This is a genomic window from Sphingobacterium sp. LRF_L2 (assembly GCF_965644235.1).
Taxonomy (GTDB): Bacteria; Bacteroidota; Bacteroidia; order Sphingobacteriales; family Sphingobacteriaceae; genus Sphingobacterium.
This window is the reverse complement of sequence record NZ_CBFFRI010000004.1, coordinates 125,922-149,537: the sequence shown is the minus strand read 5'-3', so window position 1 is coordinate 149,537 and position 23,616 is coordinate 125,922. Positions and strand designations below refer to the sequence as shown.

Annotated in this window: 23 protein-coding genes and 1 other RNA gene; 14 read left to right on the top strand and 10 right to left on the bottom strand. The window is 38.6% G+C overall.

Annotation, left to right across the window (positions count from 1 at the left end; translation table 11 throughout):
- Nucleotide 1 precedes the first annotated feature (1 nt).
- On the bottom strand, nt 2-967 hold the full coding sequence (locus tag ACSZOX_RS09495; RefSeq protein WP_437919648.1) for a PstS family phosphate ABC transporter substrate-binding protein: 966 nt from the start codon (nt 965-967) through the stop codon (nt 2-4).
- A gap of 173 nt (nt 968-1,140) precedes the next feature.
- Between ACSZOX_RS09495 and ACSZOX_RS09490 the strand changes: the two genes are divergently transcribed.
- From ACSZOX_RS09490 to ACSZOX_RS09455, 8 genes are all read left to right on the top strand, one after another.
- Nucleotides 1,141-3,243 carry a HEPN domain-containing protein gene (locus ACSZOX_RS09490; protein WP_437919647.1) on the top strand — a complete coding sequence of 701 codons (2,103 nt, stop codon included), beginning with the start codon at nt 1,141-1,143 and terminating at the stop codon, nt 3,241-3,243.
- A 28-nt stretch (nt 3,244-3,271) separates the two neighbouring features.
- Nucleotides 3,272-4,042 carry a uroporphyrinogen-III C-methyltransferase gene (gene cobA / locus ACSZOX_RS09485; protein WP_437919646.1) on the top strand — a complete coding sequence of 257 codons (771 nt, stop codon included), beginning with the start codon at nt 3,272-3,274 and terminating at the stop codon, nt 4,040-4,042.
- Nucleotides 4,039-4,614, top strand: coding sequence for a precorrin-2 dehydrogenase/sirohydrochlorin ferrochelatase family protein (locus tag ACSZOX_RS09480; RefSeq protein WP_437919645.1), 576 nt, complete (start codon nt 4,039-4,041; stop codon nt 4,612-4,614). The genes cobA and ACSZOX_RS09480 overlap by 4 nt, the downstream gene beginning before the upstream one ends.
- Nucleotides 4,615-4,618: 4 nt before the next feature.
- Entirely contained in the window at nt 4,619-5,317 is a 699-nt protein-coding gene (locus tag ACSZOX_RS09475) for a phosphoadenylyl-sulfate reductase (RefSeq protein ID WP_437919644.1), read from the top strand.
- 15 nt (nt 5,318-5,332) lie between these two features.
- Nucleotides 5,333-6,223: a sulfate adenylyltransferase subunit CysD gene (gene cysD / locus ACSZOX_RS09470; protein WP_437919643.1), complete on the top strand. Its 891-nt coding sequence runs from the start codon at nt 5,333-5,335 to the stop codon at nt 6,221-6,223.
- Between the two features lie 10 nt (nt 6,224-6,233).
- A complete protein-coding gene (locus ACSZOX_RS09465) occupies nt 6,234-7,478 on the top strand; it encodes a sulfate adenylyltransferase subunit 1 (RefSeq protein WP_437919642.1) in 1,245 nt (414 codons plus the stop codon).
- A gap of 229 nt (nt 7,479-7,707) precedes the next feature.
- On the top strand, nt 7,708-9,042 hold the full coding sequence (gene gdhA / locus ACSZOX_RS09460) for an NADP-specific glutamate dehydrogenase (protein ID WP_437919641.1): 1,335 nt from the start codon (nt 7,708-7,710) through the stop codon (nt 9,040-9,042).
- A gap of 87 nt (nt 9,043-9,129) precedes the next feature.
- On the top strand, nt 9,130-9,375 hold the full coding sequence (locus ACSZOX_RS09455; RefSeq protein WP_437919640.1) for a hypothetical protein: 246 nt from the start codon (nt 9,130-9,132) through the stop codon (nt 9,373-9,375).
- A gap of 187 nt (nt 9,376-9,562) precedes the next feature.
- Here ACSZOX_RS09455 and ACSZOX_RS09450 read toward each other — a convergent pair whose 3' ends face one another.
- A complete protein-coding gene (locus ACSZOX_RS09450) occupies nt 9,563-10,255 on the bottom strand; it encodes an SIR2 family NAD-dependent protein deacylase (protein WP_437919639.1) in 693 nt (230 codons plus the stop codon).
- A 103-nt stretch (nt 10,256-10,358) separates the two neighbouring features.
- Nucleotides 10,359-10,652: a YgaP family membrane protein gene (locus ACSZOX_RS09445; protein WP_437919638.1), complete on the bottom strand. Its 294-nt coding sequence runs from the start codon at nt 10,650-10,652 to the stop codon at nt 10,359-10,361.
- Nucleotides 10,653-10,728: 76 nt separating this feature from the next.
- Between ACSZOX_RS09445 and ACSZOX_RS09440 the strand changes: the two genes are divergently transcribed.
- Together ACSZOX_RS09440 and ACSZOX_RS09435 are read left to right on the top strand one after the other, a co-directional pair.
- Nucleotides 10,729-11,571 (top strand): ATP cone domain-containing protein, encoded by an 843-nt coding sequence (locus tag ACSZOX_RS09440; RefSeq protein ID WP_437919637.1) that lies wholly within the window; start codon nt 10,729-10,731, stop codon nt 11,569-11,571.
- Nucleotides 11,572-11,797: 226 nt separating this feature from the next.
- Nucleotides 11,798-11,932 carry an LPXTG cell wall anchor domain-containing protein gene (locus ACSZOX_RS09435; protein WP_437919636.1) on the top strand — a complete coding sequence of 45 codons (135 nt, stop codon included), beginning with the start codon at nt 11,798-11,800 and terminating at the stop codon, nt 11,930-11,932.
- 38 nt (nt 11,933-11,970) lie between these two features.
- Here the strand turns inward: ACSZOX_RS09435 and ACSZOX_RS09430 are convergent, their stop codons facing one another.
- From ACSZOX_RS09430 to argS, 5 genes are all read right to left on the bottom strand, one after another.
- Complete coding sequence (locus tag ACSZOX_RS09430; protein ID WP_437919635.1) at nt 11,971-13,359, bottom strand: sigma-54-dependent transcriptional regulator; 1,389 nt, start codon at nt 13,357-13,359, stop codon at nt 11,971-11,973.
- Nucleotides 13,360-13,416: 57 nt separating this feature from the next.
- Nucleotides 13,417-13,792: RNase P RNA component class A (rnpB, locus tag ACSZOX_RS09425), an RNA gene on the bottom strand.
- Nucleotides 13,793-13,885: 93 nt separating this feature from the next.
- On the bottom strand, nt 13,886-15,079 hold the full coding sequence (locus ACSZOX_RS09420; RefSeq protein WP_437919634.1) for an NAD(P)/FAD-dependent oxidoreductase: 1,194 nt from the start codon (nt 15,077-15,079) through the stop codon (nt 13,886-13,888).
- A complete protein-coding gene (locus ACSZOX_RS09415; protein WP_437919633.1) occupies nt 15,079-16,155 on the bottom strand; it encodes a Gfo/Idh/MocA family oxidoreductase in 1,077 nt (358 codons plus the stop codon). Before ACSZOX_RS09415 ends, ACSZOX_RS09420 begins: the two co-directional genes overlap by 1 nt.
- 1 nt (nt 16,156) lies before the next feature.
- Nucleotides 16,157-17,941, bottom strand: coding sequence for an arginine--tRNA ligase (argS, locus tag ACSZOX_RS09410; RefSeq protein ID WP_437919632.1), 1,785 nt, complete (start codon nt 17,939-17,941; stop codon nt 16,157-16,159).
- A 109-nt stretch (nt 17,942-18,050) separates the two neighbouring features.
- On the opposite strand from argS, the gene ACSZOX_RS09405 reads away from it, so the two are divergent.
- Nucleotides 18,051-19,442 (top strand): arginine decarboxylase, encoded by a 1,392-nt coding sequence (locus ACSZOX_RS09405; RefSeq protein ID WP_437919631.1) that lies wholly within the window; start codon nt 18,051-18,053, stop codon nt 19,440-19,442.
- A gap of 59 nt (nt 19,443-19,501) precedes the next feature.
- Here ACSZOX_RS09405 and ACSZOX_RS09400 read toward each other — a convergent pair whose 3' ends face one another.
- Both ACSZOX_RS09400 and ACSZOX_RS09395 read right to left on the bottom strand, forming a co-directional pair.
- Complete coding sequence (locus ACSZOX_RS09400; protein ID WP_437919630.1) at nt 19,502-20,956, bottom strand: dicarboxylate/amino acid:cation symporter; 1,455 nt, start codon at nt 20,954-20,956, stop codon at nt 19,502-19,504.
- Between the two features lie 144 nt (nt 20,957-21,100).
- Entirely contained in the window at nt 21,101-21,451 is a 351-nt protein-coding gene (locus ACSZOX_RS09395) for a 4Fe-4S dicluster domain-containing protein (RefSeq protein ID WP_437919629.1), read from the bottom strand.
- 136 nt (nt 21,452-21,587) lie between these two features.
- Here ACSZOX_RS09395 and ACSZOX_RS09390 point away from each other — a divergent pair, with 136 nt between their 5' ends.
- The 3 genes from ACSZOX_RS09390 to ACSZOX_RS09380 are packed head-to-tail and all read left to right on the top strand — an operon-like array spanning nt 21,588 to nt 23,553.
- Complete coding sequence (locus ACSZOX_RS09390) at nt 21,588-22,607, top strand: acyl-CoA reductase (RefSeq protein ID WP_437919628.1); 1,020 nt, start codon at nt 21,588-21,590, stop codon at nt 22,605-22,607.
- Between the two features lie 55 nt (nt 22,608-22,662).
- On the top strand, nt 22,663-22,866 hold the full coding sequence (locus ACSZOX_RS09385; protein WP_437919627.1) for a fructose-6-phosphate aldolase: 204 nt from the start codon (nt 22,663-22,665) through the stop codon (nt 22,864-22,866).
- 6 nt (nt 22,867-22,872) lie between these two features.
- Nucleotides 22,873-23,553, top strand: a complete 681-nt coding sequence (locus tag ACSZOX_RS09380) for a cell division ATP-binding protein FtsE (RefSeq protein WP_437919626.1) — start codon at nt 22,873-22,875, stop codon at nt 23,551-23,553.
- Nucleotides 23,554-23,616 lie beyond the last annotated feature (63 nt).

The following is a 23,616-nucleotide window of genomic DNA, read 5'->3' as shown; positions in this document are numbered from 1 at the left end:
GTTACAACTTCTTTAACTCTTCTTCTTTAAGCGATTCATTTAATGGTACATATCCATTTTCTAGCAGATATCCTTGCTGCTGTTTATCAAGCACAAATTGTATAAAAGCAGCTAGTAATTTGGTTTTCCTATCGGAACGAATAACGAAAGTAAGGTCGCGTGCAGGGGGTGAAGGGTATTTCCCCTCGGCCACTGCGGCAGTGAGTGAATCTAAATTGGTATAGAAGTCTTCATTCCCTGCGATAACACCATCTGCGTTAATATCTATTGGAACAACGGCCAGACCGTCGGATGTTCCTTTTGTCTTTAAATTAAAAACATAATTGATGTTATTAAAGCCAATCGCAAAACGTTTGTCTTTAATTGCTTGGGCTAATCCCGGATCTCCAAATATGCCGACTCCGTGCAAGCCTTCTTGGCGTTCGCCTAAAAACTTAGCCCAGGTCTCCGCTGCGCCGGCAGCATCTGAACGGACATAGACTTCTATGGGCTCGTCTACAAAACGTGGGTCTATATCTTTCCATCTTTTGTATTTGCCTTTGACGAATATGCCAATGAGCTCATCCTGTGTTAATCCTCTTTTTTGTAATAAATCGAAATTGGGATGTGCGCTATTGAATGTGCCTACCACGGCATCTTTGGCAACATGAATGGGTAAGGCTCCTTTACTAAGTTCTTGATCATGCAGATCCCTAGATACGAGTCCAATGTCTACCATGTTCGACAATACGTCCGAAATTCCTTTACCTGCCCCTCCAGCAGAAATGTTAAACCGCACATTGGGATGTTCTTTCTTAAAGTCTTCACTCCATAATACCACAATTGGGTATAGTGCGAATGCTCCTGAAATTGAGATATTCCCTATGTATCCCGTTTTTTCATCATACCCTTCTTTCACTTTTGGCGCGCAAGAAACACACGCAAATAGAAAAAATAGACTGTATATTAAATAATTATGTCTCCTCAATTGATTATTTTTATAAAAACAGAAAATATTTTTTTTACAAATATATACTAAATTGGTAGATATTGTATGATTAGTAGATAAATATTTTATAACTTTGTAAACAAGTTATTGAAAAGAAATCAGCAATACACGCTGATAATTGTCAAAATCTTAAAAAGAGAAGAGAAGATATTATGCAGAGTTTTCGTACAGAACTGGAAAACCCAGTAGTAGAACAAGAGATAATTGAACTGGAAAGAAAAATTAGAGCCTACAGAGGTGGTGAAATTCCAGAAGAGAAGTTCAGATCGCTTCGCTTAGCTCGAGGTGTTTACGGACAACGTCAAAGCGGTGTTCAGATGGTTCGTATAAAGTTGCCTTTTGGTCGGGTAACATTTAAACAGCTGTTAAAAATCGCGGACATATCTGATGAATATGCAAGCAAAAATTTGCACTTAACGACTCGTCAGGATATTCAGATTCACTATGTTAGCTTAGATAAAACGCCTGAACTTTGGGCTAAATTAGCGGAAGATGATATCACCTTAAGAGAGGCTTGTGGAAATACGGTCCGTAACGTGACAGCGTCACCCACTGCGGGGATAGATCCGAATGAACCTTTTGATGTTTCTCCTTATGCACAGAGTACGTTTGAGTACTTGCTAAGAAATCCTTTCTGTGCGGAAATGGGTAGAAAGTTTAAGATTTCTTATTCTTCGAGTGATAGAGATACGGCCTTCTCTTACATTCACGATTTTGGCTTTATTCCTAAGGTGAAAATTATTGATGGCGTAGAAACAAGGGGCTTCAAGGTTATGCTTGGTGGTGGCTTGGGCTCACAGCCGATTTTGGCAAACGAAATATTTGATTTTTTACCGGAAGACGATTTACTTCCTTACATGGAATCTACGCTTCGGGTGTTTGACCGTTATGGTGAAAGAAATAATAGAAATAAAGCACGCTTTAAGTATCTTGTCCAGAAACTTGGATTGGAAGAGGTTCTTCGTTTAATTGATGAGGAACGTACGGCAAATAAAATAAAGACGTATAAAGTAAATAGAGATATTATTGCGCAGCCAGCGCCTCCTGCTTCTACAGTGACACCTGTCGAACCGGTAGATGCTAATGCGTATTTGTTATGGAGAGCGACGAATGTCTTTGAACAAAAACAAGAGGGATACTTTGGTGTCTATGTAAAGGTATTAACGGGGGATATCCCAACGGCTAAGGCAAGAATATTAATCGATGGCGTGAGAGATCACATCGCTGATGATATCCGTATTACTCAAGATCAAAACTTGCTGTTTAAATATGTGAGAGCGGAGTCATTGCCACACATATTTAATGTGCTTACAGAGCTGGGCTATGCTAAACCGGGCTACAATAGTACTTCGGATGTTACAACTTGCCCTGGAACGGATACCTGTAACTTGGGAATCTCCAATTCTACAGAAATGGCCAGAGTGCTGGAGAAATATATTCACGAGTTCCATGAAGAGTTTATTTATGAGCAGGATCTTAAGATTAAGATTTCTGGCTGTATGAACTCTTGTGGTCAACATGGGTTGGCACACATCGGCTTCCACGGAAGCTCGGTGAAGGCGGAAGGAAAAGTGGTACCTGCGGCACAGGTTATGTTAGGTGGTGGTACAATTGGGGATGGAAAAGGTCGTGTGGCAGAGCGTGTTATTAAAGTACCTACTAAGAGAGTATTGCAGGTGGTTGACTTGATATTAACGGACTTTAAGGCATTTCGTATTGATGGGGAAAATTTCCACGCGTATTATGATCGCCAAACGAAGGATTACTTCTATCGTTTGTTAAAACCTCTTGCTGATCTAACGAATCTTTCTGCGGATGAATTCATCGACTGGGGACATGAAGAAAGCTTTGCGACTGCTATCGGTGTTGGAGAATGTGCCGGGGTAGTTATTGATCTTGTCGCTACACTATTATTGGAAGCTGAAGAAAAAATCGACTTGGCTAAAAAAGCATTTGAAGAGCAGCAATATGCTGATGCGATTTATCATGCTTACAGTTCGTTTGTGTGGACTGCAAAAGCTTTACTATTAGATAAAGGTGTCAACGCAAGCTCGCAGGCTGCCGTGATTAACGACTTCGATACGCATTATGTACAAACAGGTGTATTTGAATTTCCAAGTTCTTTTTCTGATCGTGTATTACAGATCAATAAATACGAGCCTTCGGAGGAGTTTGCCGATTTATTTATGAAACAGGCTACTGCTTTTCATTATGAAAGTGCCAGCAGAAGAGAGGACCTTCGGGTAACGAGTTAGTTGAACAAAAAGAAAGAGGAGAGAAGAGATGCAAATTAAACCATTTATCACCTTGGTAGGTGCTGGACCTGGTGACCCTGATTTAATAACACTGAAAGCTGTAAAAGCAATTGAGCAAGCGAACGTTATTCTATACGATGCTTTGGTCAATGAAGAAATATTGAACTACGCAAATGCGGATTGTACGAAAATATATGTAGGGAAGCGTGCGGAAAGAATTTCGACATCGCAAGACTATATTAATAAACTGCTGGTAGACTATGCGTTAACGCATGGGCATGTGGTAAGGCTCAAAGGGGGAGATCCTTTTGTTTTTGGCCGAGGGGGCGAAGAATTGGATTACGCCCATCAGTTTAATATTCCTACAGCTGTGATTCCTGGGATTTCGTCGTCTATGGGACTGACCGCCCTGCAGCAGATTCCGCTGACGTATCGTGGAATCAGCGAAAGCTTCTGGGTGATTACGGGATCTACATCTGACGGAAGGCTTTCTGATGATCTAAAGCATGCAATACATACAAGTGCTACGGTGGTGGTTCTTATGGGCTACTCCAAACTGCCGCAAATCGTGGAGCTTTATAAGAACGAGGGTAAACACAATCTGCCTATTGCTCTTATTCAAAATGGTTCATTACCGACCGAGCGAATCGCAATGGGAAGAATCGATACGATCTTAGCGGAAGCTGAACGAAATTTAGTTGGCGTGCCGGCTATCATTGTGCTTGGCGAAGTTGTTGCAAAGCATAGAGATTTTGAAAAGCTAAAAAAGAATCTGAAGCATACACTTGCACTACAATGAACGAGCTTTTCCCCATATACGTAAAACTGGATGAAATTCAACTTCTTTTGGTTGGGGCTGGCCCCGTTGGCTTAGAGAAACTTCAAGCGATCATAGCCAATTCGCCGAAAGCAAACGTTCATGTTGTTGCAAGCCGTGTGGACGCCGATTTTTTGGAATTTGCTGAAGGGAGATCAAATATCCGTATTTCTAATCGGGATTTTGAGGACACGGATCTAAACAATATTGACTTGGTTATATTGGCGACAAATAATGAGTCGTTAAACCAGCATATACGTAATTTAACCAAGGAACAACATATCCTATTAAATGTAGCGGATAAGCCATCTTTATGCGACTTTTACCTAGGGTCTGTGGTAAGAAAGGGAAATCTTAAAATCGGCATTTCAACCAACGGGAAATCACCGACTATTGCGAAACGCTTACGGGAGTTTCTTGATGAATTACTGCCGGAGGAAATAGATGAAACGCTTGCACTAATGGGTGAACTACGCGATAGTGTGAAGGGGGATTTTAAGGAAAAAGTTCGTGTGTTAAATGAACATACAAAAGAAGTTTTAGGAAGGAGGTAAGGATATGATAACACAGATCAAACATGAGATAGCGAATTTCGATGCGCTGGAGATCATCCAGTACGTACAGCAAAAGTTTGGAAGTGATGCCGTATTTTCTACTTCATTTGGCATCGAAGATCAGGTCATTACGCATCTGATGGCCGAAGCAAAGAGTAAAGCGGCTATATTTACCTTAGAAACTGGAAGATTGTTCCCGGAGACATACTATGTGTGGAACCGTACGCTAGAGAAGTATAAACTGCCAATCAAGACTTTTTTTCCAAATACGGAGGCTGTGGAGCAAATGGTGACGCAAAAAGGGCCATCGAGCTTTTATGAATCTGTAGAGAACCGGAAGGAATGTTGCTACATCCGAAAGATCGAACCGCTACATCGTGCTATAAAAGGATATAAAATCTGGATTACGGGAATACGGTCAGAGCAATCTACCAACAGAGAAGATATGGAATCGGTAGAATGGGATGAAGCAAATGGCATTATCAAGATACATCCTTTATTCCATTGGACACTTTCACAGGTTGAACAGTTTCTGAAAACGAATGGTGTTCCTTACAACCCTTTGCACGATAAAGGCTTCCCAAGTATAGGTTGTCAACCTTGTACCCGTGCAATCCAAGCGGGTGAGGACTTTCGTGCTGGACGATGGTGGTGGGAAGATAAAAGTAAAAAGGAGTGTGGTTTACACGTTACAACAAAATAACAATAAAGAGAGAGAATGGATTATTTAGATCATTTAGAAGCCGAGGCTATATATATCCTACGAGAGGTAGCAGCGCAGTTTGAAAACCCTGCACTTTTGTTTTCTGGAGGAAAAGACTCTATAACCTTAGTTCATTTAGCAAAGAAAGCGTTCCGACCAGGGAAATTTCCTTTTCCCTTGGTACATATCGATACAGGGCATAATTTCCCGGAGACGATCCAATTTAGGGATCATCTTATCGAAGAGCTAGGAGAGAAGCTTATTGTAGGCCATGTTCAAGATAGTATCGACGAAGGGAAGGCTGTTGAACAAAAAGGAAAGAATGCAAGCCGGAATGCACTACAAACGATCACATTGCTAGATACAATTGAAAAATATGGTTTTGACGCTTGTATTGGAGGTGCTCGAAGAGATGAAGAAAAAGCGAGAGCGAAAGAGCGTATATTTTCTGTTCGCGATGAATTTGGTCAATGGGATCCTAAACGGCAAAGACCTGAATTATGGAACATTTTTAATGGAAAAATTCATAAGGGTGAAAATGTAAGGGTATTCCCGATTTCAAATTGGACGGAATTGGATGTGTGGAATTATATTAAACGGGAAAACATAGCGTTGCCTTCTATTTATTTTAGTCACGAACGTGAGGTTGTATTCCGCAACGGTCAATGGATGGCATCAGCGCCATTTTTAAATATTGATGACGAAGATATTGTTGATTATAAATCGGTAAGATTTAGAACAGTAGGAGATATGACCTGTACTGCGGCTGTAGATTCTGAAGCAACTGCTTTGGATGATATTATCGCTGAAATCAAAGCATCTACTGTAAGCGAAAGAGGTGCTCGGATGGATGATAAGGTTTCTGAAGCAGCAATGGAGGAACGTAAAAAACAAGGTTATTTTTAAACAACTGAAAATGAATATATTAAAATTTATAACTGCAGGATCAGTTGATGATGGAAAAAGCACGTTAATAGGTCGATTGCTCTACGATACAAACTCAATTTTAGACGATCAGCTTGAAGCAATCAAAAAAGCCAACAGAAAAAATAATGATGGAACCGTTGATTTAGCGATACTTACAGATGGATTGAAAGCGGAGCGGGAGCAGGGTATTACTATTGATGTGGCTTACAAATATTTCCAAACGGAACGTAGAAAATTCATTATAGCTGATGCACCAGGCCATATTCAGTATACCAGAAACATGGTGACAGGAGCCTCTAATTCGGAGTTGATCATTATATTGGTAGATGCACGAAAAGGGGTTATTGAACAGACAAAAAGGCATTCTTTTTTGGCTAAATTGCTAGCTCTAAAGAAGGTTTTAGTCTGTGTGAACAAGATGGATATGGTGGATTTTGAGGAGCACGTCTTTGAAAATATAAAAAGCGAATACTTGGCTTTAGCGACAAAACTTGAATTGGAAAATGTTGATTTTATTCCGGTTTCGGCACTAAAAGGTGACAACATAGTTCATGCTTCGGAACGTATGTCATGGTATAATGGTCCTTCGCTTTTGGATTATTTGGAAAGCGTGGAGATTGAGGACCAAGCGGAACAACCTTGGCGTTTCCCGGTACAGTGGGTTGTCCGGCCACAGACAGAAGAACTCCATGACTATAGGGGCTACGCTGGTCGAGTGTTAGGACAGGGGTTAAAGGTTGGTGAAGATGTGGTTATTTTACCCGGTGGAATAAAAAGCAAAATATCGTTGATCGAGCTTGCTGGAATTCACCTTGAGACAGCGCAGCAAGGTGAATCTGTAATCGTTCACCTGGAAGATGACGTAGATATTTCACGTGGTGATATCATTGCGCCGGCAAATCATGCACCATTAGCGGAAAGAAATTTTGAAGCAAATATCTGTTGGTTTGATAATAAACCTTTGGATCCATCTCAGGTATATTTACTTCAGCATCATACAGCGGTAACGAAAATTAAAATATCGGATGTACATTATAAGTTTGACGTTAATACGCAAAATAAACTTTATGATGAAAATATTTCCCTTAATGATATTGGAAAAGTTTCTGTTAAGGCTGCAGGTGATATCGTATTTGATACGCAGCAGCAGTTTCCGGAAAACTCAAGAGCTATTTTGATAGATCCTCGAACGAACCTAACAGTTGGTGCGCTGATGATTGAAAATGTAGCGTAAAGGCAAATCGAATCTTATAAAAAAAGAGACCAAATAATTTGGTCTCTTTTTTTATGGGCTATAATATGATAAAGGAGGGTTTCACGCATTTTTCAATAATACTATTTAACATAATATAAATTATATAAACAAAGTTATAACAAGTAAATTATGGGATTTGTAGGTTTTTTAAAGATTAATTAATACATTAGCAACACAAGTCTATGTTAGAACCAAATTTTTTTACAAAATGTCGCTAAACTTTGAAAGTTTTATTGCTTACGCACGAGCAAAAAATCCGAACGAATCAGAATTTTTACAAGCTGTAGCTGAAGTCACCGAAGATTTAATCCCTTATATTAATCAAAAACATCCGGACTGGATTGACGCTAAAATATTAGAACGTATAATTGAACCAGAACGTATAATTATATTTAAAGTTAGTTGGTTAAATGATCAGAATCAGGTTCAGGTAAATCGGGGATTTAGGGTGCAGATGAACAGCGCGATCGGCCCTTATAAAGGGGGATTACGCTTCTCTCCTACAGTAAATCTAAGTATTTTAAAGTTCCTTGCTTTTGAACAGGTTTTCAAAAATAGTTTAACGGGCATACCTTTGGGTGGTGGAAAAGGCGGTTCTGATTTTGATCCTAAAGGAAAATCAGATATGGAAATCATGCGTTTCTGCCAGAGTTTTATGACGGAATTATACCGCCATATCGGCGCCGAAACAGATGTGCCTGCGGGAGATATTGGTGTGGGCGAACGTGAAATAGGTTATCTTTTCGGTCAATATAAACGCATACAAAACAACTTTACGGGTGTATTGACAGGTAAAGGAAAATATTGGGGAGGGTCTTATTTGAGACCTGAAGCTACTGGATACGGATTATTATACTTTGTACAGTGTGTCTTCGAAAATATGGATGAAGAGGTTGCTGGCAAGGAGATTTGTATTTCCGGCGCTGGTAATGTGGCGTATTACGCTACGGAAAAAGCGATTCATTTAGGAGCGAAAGTGATCACCTTATCCAATAGTCTTGGAACTATACATGACCCTGAGGGCTTCACGCTTGAAAAGCTGGCTTATTTAAAAGAAATTGGACGAGAACTGCCTAAATATGTAGACAGGTACAAAACAGCTGCATTTTATACCGACAGAAAGCCATGGCACTTCAAATGCGATATTGCATTGCCCTGTGCGACCCAAAATGAACTAAACGAAGAGGATGCGCAATTGCTGGTTTCTCAAGGTTGTATTTGTGTTGCTGAAGGTGCTAACATGCCTTCTACTGCTGAAGCTATCAAAGTCTTTCACAAGGCGAAGATTCATTTCGCACCTGGGAAAGCTGCAAATGCTGGTGGTGTTGCTGTGTCGGGCTTAGAAATGTCTCAAAACTGGGCTGGACAACAATGGTCGTCGGATAAAGTTGATGGAAAACTCAAGACAATCATGAATAACATCCACAAAACATGTGTTAAACACGGTAAGGAAGAGGATGGTTATATCAACTATTTAAAAGGTGCCAATATTGGTGGATTTATAAAAGTTGCTGAATCTATGCTTGCGCAAGGTATCGTTTAATCTTAAATACTTTAATTTAATAATCTTGGAATGGGTTGCTGTGAAGTTATTGTTTAACTTTGCAGCAACCCATAAATGTAAAATCATATGCGTATTATTGCTGAACTCCCCCATCCTGATTGTAAAATATCCATCTTTGCAATGAATCAAAAATTCATTATAAAGTTTGAACAAGGTACACTTGAGCAGTCCTTTAAAATTGCAGAAACTGATATTGTTGGTGGCGTGAATGGTGTGTTCGAAATCCTAGACGAGCAGTTTATTGGTTCTGTTATTAGCCAATTTGCAAGTATGCGCCAATCGTTTATAGAGGCTTATAACCGGTATAATTAAACTAGATATGTAGTTTAAATAAACCATGTAAAATACTGCAAAACAGCTTTTAACAAATTAAAATATATTGATTCAGAATAATATTCTGCGGCAAACGTTGATTATAACTGGTTATGCTTATAATTAGATGAACTCACATAGTTCCTGAATCAACATAAGTAATTAATAACCAAACTGATAAAAAAACCTACAGAATATTATTTTGCAGAATATCAAGCAACAGCCTCATCCCTCTCGTCGCTGCATATGGTATTCGATTGAAATTCTTGTCCATAGCTAATACGTCTGCATCGGGATCGACGAGGTAGATTTCACAAGCATCCGAAGTTTCGTGAATTAAGTTAGCTGCTGGATAAACCTGCAGTGATGTTCCGATAACGACAAAAATATCAGCTTCTCTTGTCATGGAAATGGCTTTTTCTAAGTTAGGCACCGCTTCTCCAAACCAAACAACGTTTGGCCGTAATTGGGAACCCAATTCACAGGTATCCCCCATGTTGATTTCATCTGTTTCCATTTGATATACAAACCGAGGATTTAGTGACGATTGTGCCTTTCGTATTTCACCATGAAGATGCAGGATTTTCGAGCTACCAGCCCGCTCATGTAAATCATCGATATTTTGTGTCACAATCTGAACATCAAACCAATTTTCAAGTTCTTTCAGTATAAGGTGTGCTTCATTGGGTTGAGCGGTCAAACATTGCTTTCTACGAAGATTATAAAATGTTAAAACTTGCTTTGGATTTTTTTTCCATGCGGCCGGTGTTGCTACATCTTCTATTTGATATCCCTCCCACAGACCATCAGTACCTCTGAACGTTTTCAATCCACTTTCAGCAGAAATCCCTGCTCCTGTAAAAACAACTATCTTTTTCATCGTTATCCTTTAGTAGGGAATAAAACTAGGAAATTTTAGCAGGTAAAAAAAACGATTTGACTATTAGGCCAAATCGTTTATAAAAAATATAACAAAACCAGATTTACTTCACAAAATACTTATGCTCAACGACGGTAATTGTTTCCTCAGGTTCTTTTTCTAATGCTCCTTTTACTGGGCATTTTCCAGTTACACCTCTTGCAACCAACGCTGTTCCTAATGCTAATCCTGAAAAAGACTTCAAAGGACTTTTTAGAGCTCGTTTAATACTGAAGGCAACAATGAATCCTCCGGCAACGACAGACAATATTCTCTCCGAACTGCCTATCTCACCGTGCTCACAGACCTCGTCTAACTTATGTTTTAACTTGTTTAAACCTAATTCTACAATACCCATAACTTTTGTTTCTGTTATAACAATCTGTTTCGTTAAATTGTTTCGTATATTATCGCAATTAATTTTAAATACATGTATGAACATAAGAAAATATTCGGGAGAACTCGTTCCTTTTAACGCAGAAAGCTTACGCAATTCTTTGGCTAAATCTGGCGCATCATCTATTCAAGTTGAAAAGGTATACAGAGATATACAGTCCCATCTCTATGATGGCATAGGAACAAGAGAATTGTATGAGATCGCGTTTAATTTGTTAAAGACATATAAAGGAGCTTATGCTGCACGGTATTCTTTAAAAAAGGCTTTACGTGAGCTTGGTCCGGAAGGATTCTATTTTGAACGATGGATTAGCAAATTATTTATCGACGGAGACTATAAAGCAATAACCAGTCAAACTATACAAGGGCATGCTGTTACGCATGAAATTGATGTCGTAGCGGCAAAGGATGATCGAATGCTTGCGATCGAATGTAAATTTAGAAATGATATCGACGCAAAAATATCGGTTACGACTCCTATGTATTTCAAATCGAGATTTATAGACATTACCGATCAATATTATTCGTTTTTTGGACAAAATAAAAAATTCACGGAGGGTTGGTTGGTAACGAACGCATATTTTACGATAGATTCTAAGGAATTCAGCAGCTACTACAATATCAACTTACTTGGATGGGATTATCCTGCTGAAAGCAGCTTGAAGGTAAGGGTCGATAATAATGGCCTCTATCCTATTACTTGCTTAACGACTTTGACTGATTTGCAGAAATCGGCTTTGCTTAAGCAGCAGTGTATTTTAGTGCAGGAACTGGTCGATAATCCCAGCTTTTTAAATCATATAGAAATAAAAGCGAACGACAGAAATCAAATCTTACAGGAAGCACAAGAGCTTTTGGATCGTCCAAGACTTTGTGATTAAGCTTAGGCTACTCGTGATTTAAACACTTGGAAATAGCCTAACTAAGAATTAATTGTATATTAATAATAAATTAACGTTATTTAACATATTTGGAGTGGATTTTGCATTTAAATATTTGCTACAGTCAAATTATATTCATATATTAACTTGATTATAAATTCAAAAACAAAAAGTTATGAGAAAAGTGGGGTTTATTATTTTATTCAGTTACTTAACACTTGCCACAATGGCAAATCCAAGACATATAGCTGCCGCATCTCACGAAACGTCACCAACGGCGGCGATTATATTGGGGGTGATTCTTTTAATAATTGTCATCATCGTATTATATAGGCGACAAAAAAGAAAATTTAACGATTAATAGGCAAAAAGGCTGTGGATATCCACAGCCTTTCTTATTTATTCAGCACGCTTTAAACCGAATTTTTCAATTTTATGATATAGATGGCTTCGTTGAATGCCAATTTCATCAGCTGTTTTCGATACATTCCAGACATTTTTATCCAATTTAAAATTGATATATTCCTTTTCTGCATGATCTTTGAAATCTTGAAAGGAATCAAATTTATCAAAATCAAAAGCCGGATTATTCTTCGACTCAAATTGTACCCGAGCTGAACTTGCATGGGAAGATGAAGGATTGGCATAAAGATGAACTTCTGTATCTGTAATTTTCTTATCACTTAAGATCACAAGTCGCTCAATCATATTACGCAATTCCCGGATATTCCCACTCCAAGGTAAACCCTGTAACGCTTTCATCGCTTGATCGCTAATTTCTTTGGTCGGAATATTATATTCGCTGCAAACTTCTTCACAGAAGCTGGATGCGATAACGGGAATATCATCTACTCGTTCATTTAACGAAGGTACGTGAATCAATATAACACTAAGTCTGTGATAAAGGTCCATACGGAAATTCCCGTTTTCAATTTCTTTCAACAGATCTTTATTGGTTGCGGCTATGACACGAACATTGACGTCAATTTCTTTCTCCCCCCCAACCCTAGTGATTTTGTTTTCTTGAAGTGCGCGCAAGACCTTAGCCTGAGCTGATAAACTCATATCGCCTATCTCATCAAGAAATAGAGTACCGCCATTTGCTTGTTCAAATTTTCCGATGCGTTGTTTTACTGCTGAGGTAAATGAGCCCTTCTCATGTCCAAACAATTCCGATTCAATTAATTCTGATGGTATAGCTGCGCAGTTTACTTCAACCAAAGAGGAAGATGATCTATTTGACTTCTCATGCAGCCATCTTGCAACTAATTCTTTACCAGAACCATTCTCTCCTGTGATTAATACACGAGCATCCGTAGGTGCAACACGGTCTATCGTCTCTTTAATTAAATTGATACCCGATGATTGGCCTAGAATTTCTTTTGTCCTCGAAACCTTTTTCTTAAGAACTTTAGTTTCTTTTACTAATGTGCCTTTTTCAAGGGCATTACGCACGGTAATAAGTAATCGATTAAGATCTAATGGTTTTTCGAGGAAATCGTAAGCGCCTCTTTTTGCTGCTTCCACAGCGGTTTCGATATTTCCGTGTCCGGAAATCATAATGAACGGGGCCTCAGCAATCTCTTGAGCTGCTGTTAGAACTTCCATCCCATCCATCTTGTTCATCTTGATATCACATAATACCAGATCTATCTTTTCCTTCTTTAATAACTCGAGTCCCTCAAGTCCATTATCGACATCAAGAACTTTGTAATCTTCGTATTCTAATATATCACGTAGCGAACTTCTTATAGGACGTTCATCGTCGATAATCAGGATTGTTGTCATATATCTTTATCTTGGTAATAGAATAACAATTTAGCAAATAACAGGACAATTTACAAAAAAGAAGCAAACCTTGTAAGCCGGGTTCTGTATCCGTTAGGATTTCTATCATTTATCTAGACTTGCATTCGCATGCAAGCTCAATCAACCTACCCATTACGAATATTGCCTTAGCAATAGAAGACGAGCAGCCTTCGTTCGTAACCTATTTGGTCTTTCAACACACGAGGTTTACCGTAATGTATGTTACCATACAAGACCGTGAGCTCTTACCTCACATTTTCACCCTTACTCACCTGAAGATGAGCGGTATATTTTCTGTGGCACTTTCTGTCTCTTCTAAAGAAGAGCCTTCCCGTTAGGAAGCGTGTTGCTCTTTGTTGCCCGGACTTTCCTCTTTCCTCATAACAAGGACAGCGATAGAACCGGTTTGCTTCGTGGGCAAAGTTAATGTTTTTAGTGGAATATTTAGGATAGCAGTCGTATTTCTCGTGATGAACATGTGTTCGTCAAAAAGTTAAAGTCATTTTTATAAATCCTGCGCAATGAGAAAACCTGAGGCCCAAGCCCATTGAAAGTTATATCCTCCTAGCCAGCCGGTGATGTCTACAGCTTCGCCTCCAAAATACAATCCTTTATTCTTTTTTGATTCCAAGGTCCTCGGGTCTAACTCGGTGGTCGCTATACCGCCTCGCATGACTTCAGCTTTGTCATATCCTTTATCGCCAGCAGGTTTTACCTTAAATTTGTGAACTGTTTCGGCTATAAGTAAGGCATCAGATTTACTCAATGAGGCAATTTTTAGATGAATAGGCAGATACTTGCCCAATGAATCTACAATTTTCTTCGAAAAGTATGGCTGAAGTAGCTGACCAATCGTACGTTTTCCTCCAATTATTCTTTCATTCTTTATAAGATCTCCTATATCTGCATGAGGTAGTAAGTTTATAAAAAAGTTCTCGCCTGGACGCCAATAGGAAGAAATCTGTAGAATCGCAGGCCCACTTAATCCCCAATGTGTAAATAATATATTTTCTTCAAACGATATCCTATCGTTATATACACGTGAAAAAATTGTATTACCGGCTAATTCTGCATACCAACGTTCATCTTTTCCTGTTATCGTAAGTGGAACCAATGCTGGCGCTGTAGGAATAACGGATAAACCGAATTGTTTGGCAATACGCAAAGCGAAATCAGATGCGCCTAATTTGGCTACTGGAAGTCCCCCCGATGCGAATACCAATTTGCGGGTTTGCAACTTCTGCTCTCGTCCGTCACGAATGGCAGTTAAAACGTAAGTATCCCCTTCTTTTACAACAGATTTGGCCTCCGTATTTAACCAAATATCTTGACCGGTCTCATACAGTAATTTGGTAAAAACATGTACGATATCTTTTGCCTTGTTTGAACGAGGGAAGAGTTGCCCTAGTGTTTTTTCTTCGCCTTCTATTTGACCAAAATTCCTAAAGAAGTCAATAGTATCTTCTACGGTCCATAACGAGAATGCTGTATTTAGAAAATGTGGATTATCTGAAACGAAGTTCTCCAATGAAGTACCTGTATTCGTGAAGTTGCATCGTCCCCCTCCTGAAATAAGAATCTTTGCGCCTACCTTATCGTTTTTTTCTAAAAGTAACACACGTTTACCGAGTAATCCTGCTTGCGCCGCACACATTAAGCCGCAGGCCCCTCCTCCTATTATTATTGCGTCGTATAGCATTAATAGGCTATAAGTTCGTTAGTGAGCGAAATGGCACGTTTTTCCGTCCATGATTGTTCCGCTGCCTCTAAGATGCGAATAACGTCGCGTGCTTGCTCAGCAGTGATATTTAATTTGCTTTCTCCTTCCAATACAGCTAACACATTGGCATAAAAATCACTTCCTGTACCACGTTCGCTCACGATCGTCTCAAAATGCTCTATACCATCTTCAATAGTGGACAATCGTCCATAATCGATAGATTCTTCCTCTCCCCAATTTGGATCTTCGTGTGGAAGAAATCCTTCGCGTAGTTTTGCCTCTTGAGGATCGGTACCCGGCTTAATAAAACAGCCGTTCTGTCCATAAATTGCATACCGAGCAGTAGGCTCTTTGGCTAGCATCTGACCTTTTAGCGATACTTTTATCGTTGGATAACTGAGGATAAATTCGAAATCATCAACTGCTTGTGCTCCTTCACGTTGTTTGCGTAAATCAGCAAAAACCCACTCAGGCTTTCCAAACAACTGCAAAGCTTGATCGATAAGATGTGCTCCTAAATCATAATGTATACCCGAACCTGGTAAATCTTTTTCTCGCCAAGCACCTTCCCTTAAAAAATTACGAAAACGATCATATCGAGCTTCATAGTTTGCTAGTTTTCCCAATGCCCCTGAATCAATTACCTTTTTTACTGTTTTGAAATCAGAATGAAATCTTGCATTGTGATGAACAGTCAACAACAAGCCTTTACTTTTTGCCAAAGCAATAAGGTCATCAGCCTCTGAACTGGTATTGGTAAACGGCTTCTCAACGACCACATGTTTTCCTGCCTCCAGTGCTTTCTTCGCCAGTGCATAGTGTACATCATTGGAAGTCGCAATGACAACAAGATCAATAAGACTATCATTCAATATTTCATCTGCCTCCTGTACGGCAATGGCTTGGGGATACTTCTCTTGAAGTAGTTGTTTTTGATCTGATTTTCTTGCCGTGACTTTATACAGCTCAAGACCAGGATTACCTACAATGAATGGGGCATGAAATACCTGCCCTCCGATCGAAAAACCAATAAGTCCTACCTTATACTTCCTCATATTACATTCTTTCAGGAACTTGGATACCTAATAAACGCATGCTTTCTGCAATTACGTGAGCAGAAACAGCTGAAAGGTGTAATCGGAATGTTTTTACATCCTGGTCTTCAGCTTTCAAAATCGTTTCCTCGTGGTAAAATTTATTGTACAACTTCGCTACATCATACGCATAATTAGCCAATTGTGCAGGTGAGAACTCCTTAGCAGAAGCCTCGATAGCTTGAGGATAAGCACTCAAAGCTTGGATTAACTCCTGTTCGTAGGGTGATAATTTTGTAGGCTTGGCTGATGGACTCGTTTTATCAAAGTCCGCTTTCCGTAATACCGATTTAATACGCGCATGTGTATATTGGATAAACGGTCCTGTGTGGCCCTGAAAATCCACAGATTCATTCGGATCGAATAACAGTCGTTTCTTTGGATCTACTTTCAATAGAAAGTATTTCAAAGCGCCCATCCCTATGGTATCGTATAATACGGATTTCTCTTCTTCCGACAAACCTGCTGTTTTTCCTAATTCTTCTGTACGCATCTTCGCTGTTTCGATCATTTCTGACATAAGATCATCAGCATCAACCACGGTACCTTCTCTAGATTTCATTTTTCCAGAAGGAAGATCGACCATGCCGTAGGATAAATGGAATAAGCCATCTGCCCATGCTTTTCCTAATTTCTTTAAAATAAGGAAAAGAACCTTAAAATGGTAATCTTGTTCATTGCCTACTACATAGATCGATTCGTCCATTTTGAACTCATCATATTTCAATTGCGCGGTACCTAAATCCTGCGTGATATACACCGAAGTTCCATCACCACGCAGCACCAGTTTTTGATCTAAGCCTTCTTCAGTCAAATCAATCCATACAGATTTGTCTTCTTTTTGAAAAAACACACCGCTTGTTAGTCCTTCTTGTATAATATCCTTACCTAATAAATAGGTGTCCGACTCATAATAGTATTTATCAAAATCAACACCTAGCTGCTTGTAGGTTTTTTCAAATCCTTGATACACCCAGCCATTCATGGTTTTCCAAAGATCGAGGGTTTCCTCGTCACCTGATTCCCATTTTTGCAGCATGAGTTGAGCTTGTTTAATCAAAGGCGCATTTTTTTTCGCGTCCTCCTCTGCTTGCCCTTCTGCTTTTAAAGCGTCTATTTCTTGTTTATAAGCTTTATCAAAAATTACATAGTATTTGCCGACCAAATGATCTCCCTTAAGGCCTGAGGTGATTGGGGTCTCTCCATTGCCAAACAGCTGCCAAGCAAGCATGGATTTACAGATGTGAATCCCGCGATCATTGACCAAATTAGCTTTGATAACATCATAACCATATGCTTTTAATATCTCTGCCACAGAGAATCCGAGCAGATTGTTTCTGATATGTCCAAGGTGCAACGGTTTATTTGTATTGGGCGAGCTGTACTCCACCATCAACTTTTTGCCTGTAGGTGCAAATACGCCGAAATCAGATTTGATAAGTGTGTCATTCACTAAGCTTACCCAATAATCATCTGATAAACTGATATTTAAAAAGCCTTTAATTACATTAAAGGCGGAGATTTCTTGTAAATTTTCTTGCAACCATTCTCCTATTTCTGTACCCGTTTGTTCTGGTGATTTTTTTGAAAAGCGTGTTACAGGAAATACCACGATAGTGATGTGTCCCGCAAATTCCTTACGTGTCTCTTGTAAGGTAACTTGAGAATCGGGTAGATCCGCACCATAAAGGGCCTTAACGGCCTGAACTGTCTGTGTTATTAGCGTCTGTTGAATCGAATAAGCCATGTAATTATTTCGTAATTTTTATAACTTTCTGATAATGAATCTGAAAAATATCACCCGCTATAGTTAGGTATTCATGCCGAAAGTATATCTTTGCCAAAAATAATAAAAAATGCAGAGCTATCAGGAATTTCTTGACTTAAGTGTTGGTTTTCCGCAAGACGGATTCGAAATTATCGACGACGAATTGTACTTCCACGATTTGAATTTGATGGAAATGATAGAGACGTATGGCACTCCCTTGCGCTTTACCTATTTACCTATTGTCAGCAAAAAAATTCAGCAAGCGAAGATATTATTCCAAACGGCTATTTTGAAACACAACTACCGCGGATCTTATAAATATTGTTACTGTACAAAATCATCACATTTTAAACATATTGTCGAAGAGGCTTTGAAAAATGACATACATTTGGAAACCTCTTCTGCCTTTGATATGCCGATGATTGACTCTCTTGAAAGACAAGGGACAGTCAATAAAGATATTACAGTGATTTGTAATGGCTTTAAAACGTACCAATACAAGCAGTATATCATCGACATGATCCACGATGGCTATAAAAACATTATACCTGTACTCGACAACAAAGAAGAATTTAATCTTTATGATGACGAAATCGAGCTTGAAGAGCCTTGTGCTTTAGGTGTAAGAATTGCATCAGAGGAACAACCTGACTCACAGTTTTACACGTCAAGATTAGGTATAAGACAGGAAGATGTAATTGATTTCTATAACAACAAAATTGCCGACAACCCTAATTTTAAGGTGAAGTTGTTGCATTTTTTCATTAATTCGGGTATCTCCGATACGCCTTATTACTGGAATGAGTTAGAAAAATATGTAACACTCTATTGTAAATTCAAAAAAGTAAATCCCGATCTAGATACGTTAGATATCGGTGGTGGAATGCCTTTCAAGGATTCGCTAGTGCACGATTTCGATTACGAGTATATGGTCAATGAAATCGTTAATCGTATAAAGCAAATTTGTGCGCATCACGAAGTTATGGAGCCGGATATCATTACGGAATTTGGTAAATATACGGTAGCCGAGGCTTCAGGAATATTATATAAGGTTTTGGGCCGCAAGCAACAAAATGACCGTGAAAAATGGTTTATGATTGACGGTTCATTTATCACAAATCTTCCGGATGTTTGGGCTTTAAACCAAAAATACATCCTACTACCTATTAACAACTGGGATTCGGAATATGAACGTGTGAATTTGGGTGGTATAACGTGTGATGGACAGGATTATTACAATCAGGAAGCTCACATGAATTCTGTCTTCATGCCAAAAACCAGAAAGGTGCAATATTTAGGCTTTTTCCACACAGGTGCTTACCAAGATGTTTTAAGTGGCTACGGCGGTATACATCATTGCCTATTACCTTCGCCTAAACATGTTTTGGTACGTAGAAACAGAGACGAAACATTTAATTATGAAGTTTTCGGTGAGGAGCAAAATTCTAAACAGGTGATGAAACTACTCGGATATCAATAGATATACCGTACTTAAATAAAAAAAAGCTACCAAATTTGGTAGCTTTTTTTATTTCTATTTTATCCTGCGACTTCGTCTTCTGATTTGACATCTTGAAGAAAAGGAGCTTTTTCATCAAATTCTCCTTCCCATTTAGCAACTACTACCGTAGCTAAGCAATTGCCTATCACGTTAACAGAAGTACGTGCCATATCCATTAATTCGTCTATCCCTAATATTGCAGCTATCACGAATGTTGGCAAGCCAAATTGATCCGCTGTAGCAATAAGCACAATCAAGGATGCTCTTGGCACGGCTGCAACACCTTTTGATGTTATCATTAATGTGAAGGCCATCAAAAGCTGCTGTCCAATTGTTAAGGGTATGCCGGCAGCTTGCGCTACAAAAATAGCTGCTAAAGAAAGATAAAGCGATGTTCCATCTAAATTAAAGCTATAGCCTGTTGGAATTACAAAAGATACTATTTTTCGTGGCACACCAAATTTCTCCATAGCACTCATAGCTTTAGGTAAAGCTGCGTCAGAACTTGTTGTTGCAAATGCGATAGACACCGGTTCTTTTATGGCGTTTACAAATTGCTTTATGGGAATTTTAAGAAATAAGGCAATAGGCAATAAAACGAAAGAAAGGAATATAACCAACGCCAAATAGAGACTTCCTAAAAGCATAAATAGATTTTTCAGGATATCGACCCCCAGATGCCCAACGGTATACGCCATCGCAGCACCTACACCAATCGGAGCGAATAGCATAACAATATTGGTAAACTTGAACATCGCTTCCGAGAGACTTTCCGTAAAATCGACTAAAGGCTTCCTTTTCTTCTCTTCGACCAACGCCAACCCTATACCGAATAAAACTCCGAAAACGACAATTTGTAAAACCTTATTCTCGTAAACTGCTTTAACAATGTTTTCGGGAAATGTATCACGTATGAAAGCATTAAACTTATAAACGCCATGTGCTTCAGAAGAGATATGCTCTAAGGCCTTCTGGTCCGTCTCCGTGATCGTAGCTGTTTTTGGCAATTCTTCATGTGGCATATTTGCGACATCTACGCCTACTCCAGCTTTTGTAACATTAATAACAATTAACCCGATAAAAATAGCGCAACTCGTAGCGCAAAAGAAATACAGCATGGATTTCCATGCCATACGTCCGACAGATTTTAAATCTGAATGCCCCGCAATACCGAAAACCAAAGTGGCAAATAAAATCGGGCCGACAATTGTTTTAACTAATTTAATAAACCCTTGTGATAAGGGTTGCATTGCACGGGCTAAATTTGGGAAGTCCAGACCAACAAAAATCCCTAACACGAGACAAGTGAGTATCCATGTGGTTAAATTTTTTCTAAATATTGCATTTAGCATCAAAACCGCTCCCACGACCCAACGAATCCCCATCATAAAATCGGGATGAATAGCAAACAAATTAAATTCGTAAATCAATGTTAGGATAATGGCAATAGAAACGGTGAAAAGGGTTATAAAACCCACTTGTTTTTTTAACATTTAGCTTAGTTTTTGTTTCTTTGATCAACAAAAATAAAAAAAATGACTTTTAAACCAAATTTAGAACGGTATCAAAAACAGGAATAAATAAAAAAGCACTACAAAACTTGCAGTGCTTTTTTATAATTAAGTTCGTAAAAAGAATTATTCAGCGTGTAGCCAAGCTTTTTTCGCTAAAAGTTCCTCTTCCGTTTCCACAATATCTTCATCTTCTACACAACAATCCACAGGGCAAACAGCCGCACATTGAGGTTCATCGTGAAAACCAACACATTCTGTACACTTATCTGAAACGATGTAATACACTTCGTTTGAAAGTGCCTCTTGAGAGGCGTTGGAGTCCAACGTTACTCCATCCCCAAAATCGATTACACCTTCTAAAGCAGTTCCTTCAGAAAATTTCCAACTCACACCAGCATCATATATCGCGTTGTTGGGGCACTCTGGTTCGCATGCACCACAATTTATACACTCGTCAGTAATTTTAATTGCCATTTATAACCTTACAATTATATAAAATAAACTAATTTTGTCTCGCCTCTTAAGTAAAACTATACAAAGTTAGTAGTTATTCTTAAGACACACAAAGATACTTGAAAAAAATATCAGAACGATTCTAAATAAAAAGATTTTGACACAGAAACAACGAATAGAAGCTTTTGCGAAATTGGGTGATTTGCTTACTTCTGGAAACCAGCAAGTTCAAGATGCTGTAGCAATGGCAGCGATTAAAAACCCTTGGTATACAAAAGAGAATACAATAAAACAGCTTTCATCCATTGGCTCTAACCTAACCGAAGATAAACTAAGCCTTTGGTTGGCCAATCTACCAGATGTTGATCTGAACGTTAAAGTTGGTGTTATTATGGCAGGGAACGTTCCTCTCGTAGGATTTCATGATTTACTATGCGTGCTGTGCGCGGGTTTTTGCTGTCAGATTAAAGTCTCATCAGATGATGCAGGTCTAACAAAATTTGTTGTAGATCAACTTATTCAAATAGAACCTGATTTTGGATCTAAAATAGAAATTGTAGATAGATTGACGGACTATGATCTCGTTATCGCTACTGGTAGCAATAACAGTTCCCGCTACTTTGAGCATTATTTTGGAAAAAAACCTAATATTATTCGAAAAAACCGTAATTCAGTTGCTTTACTGTCTGGCGAAGAATCCTCAGAACAGCTCTATCAATTGGGCTTTGATATCTTCGATTATTTTGGATTAGGTTGCCGTTCTGTTTCTAAGATTTATATTCCGAAAGGCTTTGATATAGCACGTCTTTTCGAAGCCATTGAAGCTTTTCATTTCGTCAAAGATCACTTCAAATATGGGAATAACTATGATTATAATAAATCCATTTACCTTATAAATGGGGATAAACATTTTGACAACGGCTTCTTATTACTGAAAGAGGACACGCGTATCGCTTCGCCTTTGGGTGTTCTATTTTACGAGGAATATGATACTGTCTCTCAAGTTATCGAGAAAATTGACAGCGTGGCGGATGGCATCCAGTGTTTAATCACAGAGATTGATGTACAAAGTGTCATTCCTGTCTTTTCTTTTGGTAAAAGCCAATCTCCCTCACTAGAAGATTATGCTGATGGGGTTAATGTTTTAGAGTTTCTATCTAATAATACCTCAGTTTAAATACTACGAAATTAAAGATGGGCTGTTACATAAAAAATTATAACTTTGTTTCATTATGTATGTTATAAAAGTGAAGGGTGTTGCCAAAATTCCAGATTATGTGCAGTTACGGGATGAAGCATTTACCTTATTGGCATATTTTAGAGTAGATAGACCCGACAAATCCCTAGAAAAAATTGGATTAGGTGATAAGGCAGAATATATCATGCGCATTGTTCAGGAAATGCCTTTTGGTCAGATAAAAAAAATTGAAGTATAAAATGGTATGGCAGACAATACAGTTATAAAATTAAAAAACGTAGACATCTATCAACAAAAGCATTTAGTTCTCTCTCACGTAAATCTAGATATTAACAAAGGAGAGTTTATTTATTTAATCGGACAGTCTGGTACCGGAAAAAGCAGCTTATTAAAGATTATTTATGGCGATTTATACATAAATAGTGGCGAAGGTATGGTTGCGGGATTTGACTTGAAGAAACTTCATGAAAATGATGTCCCTTATTTACGCAGAAAATTAGGTATTGTATTTCAGGATTTTCACCTATTAAATGACAGGACGGTAGAAAAGAATTTGGAATTTGCATTAAAAGCTACAGGTTGGACGGAGCGTGGACTTATAGAAAACCGAATGCTGGATGTCTTAGAGAAAGTAGGTTTACGCTCTAAATTACGTAAAATGCCGCACGAGCTTTCCGGTGGTGAACAACAACGTGTGGTTATCGCGAGGGCTCTGTTAAACAATCCTGAGATTATCCTAGCAGATGAGCCTACGGGAAACTTAGATCCCGCAACTTCCGAAGAAATTGTATTATTATTAAAAGATATAGCATCAGCAGGAACATCTGTGCTGATGGCGACACACGACTATCAGATCATAAAGAATATGCCAGCACGTATTATTAAAACTGCTGACACCGCACTTTATGACAACGTGAGTATTTAATCCTTACTGACATAAACAACAGCAAACCGACATTTTGGTAGTTTATCATGAAATAAACTGACA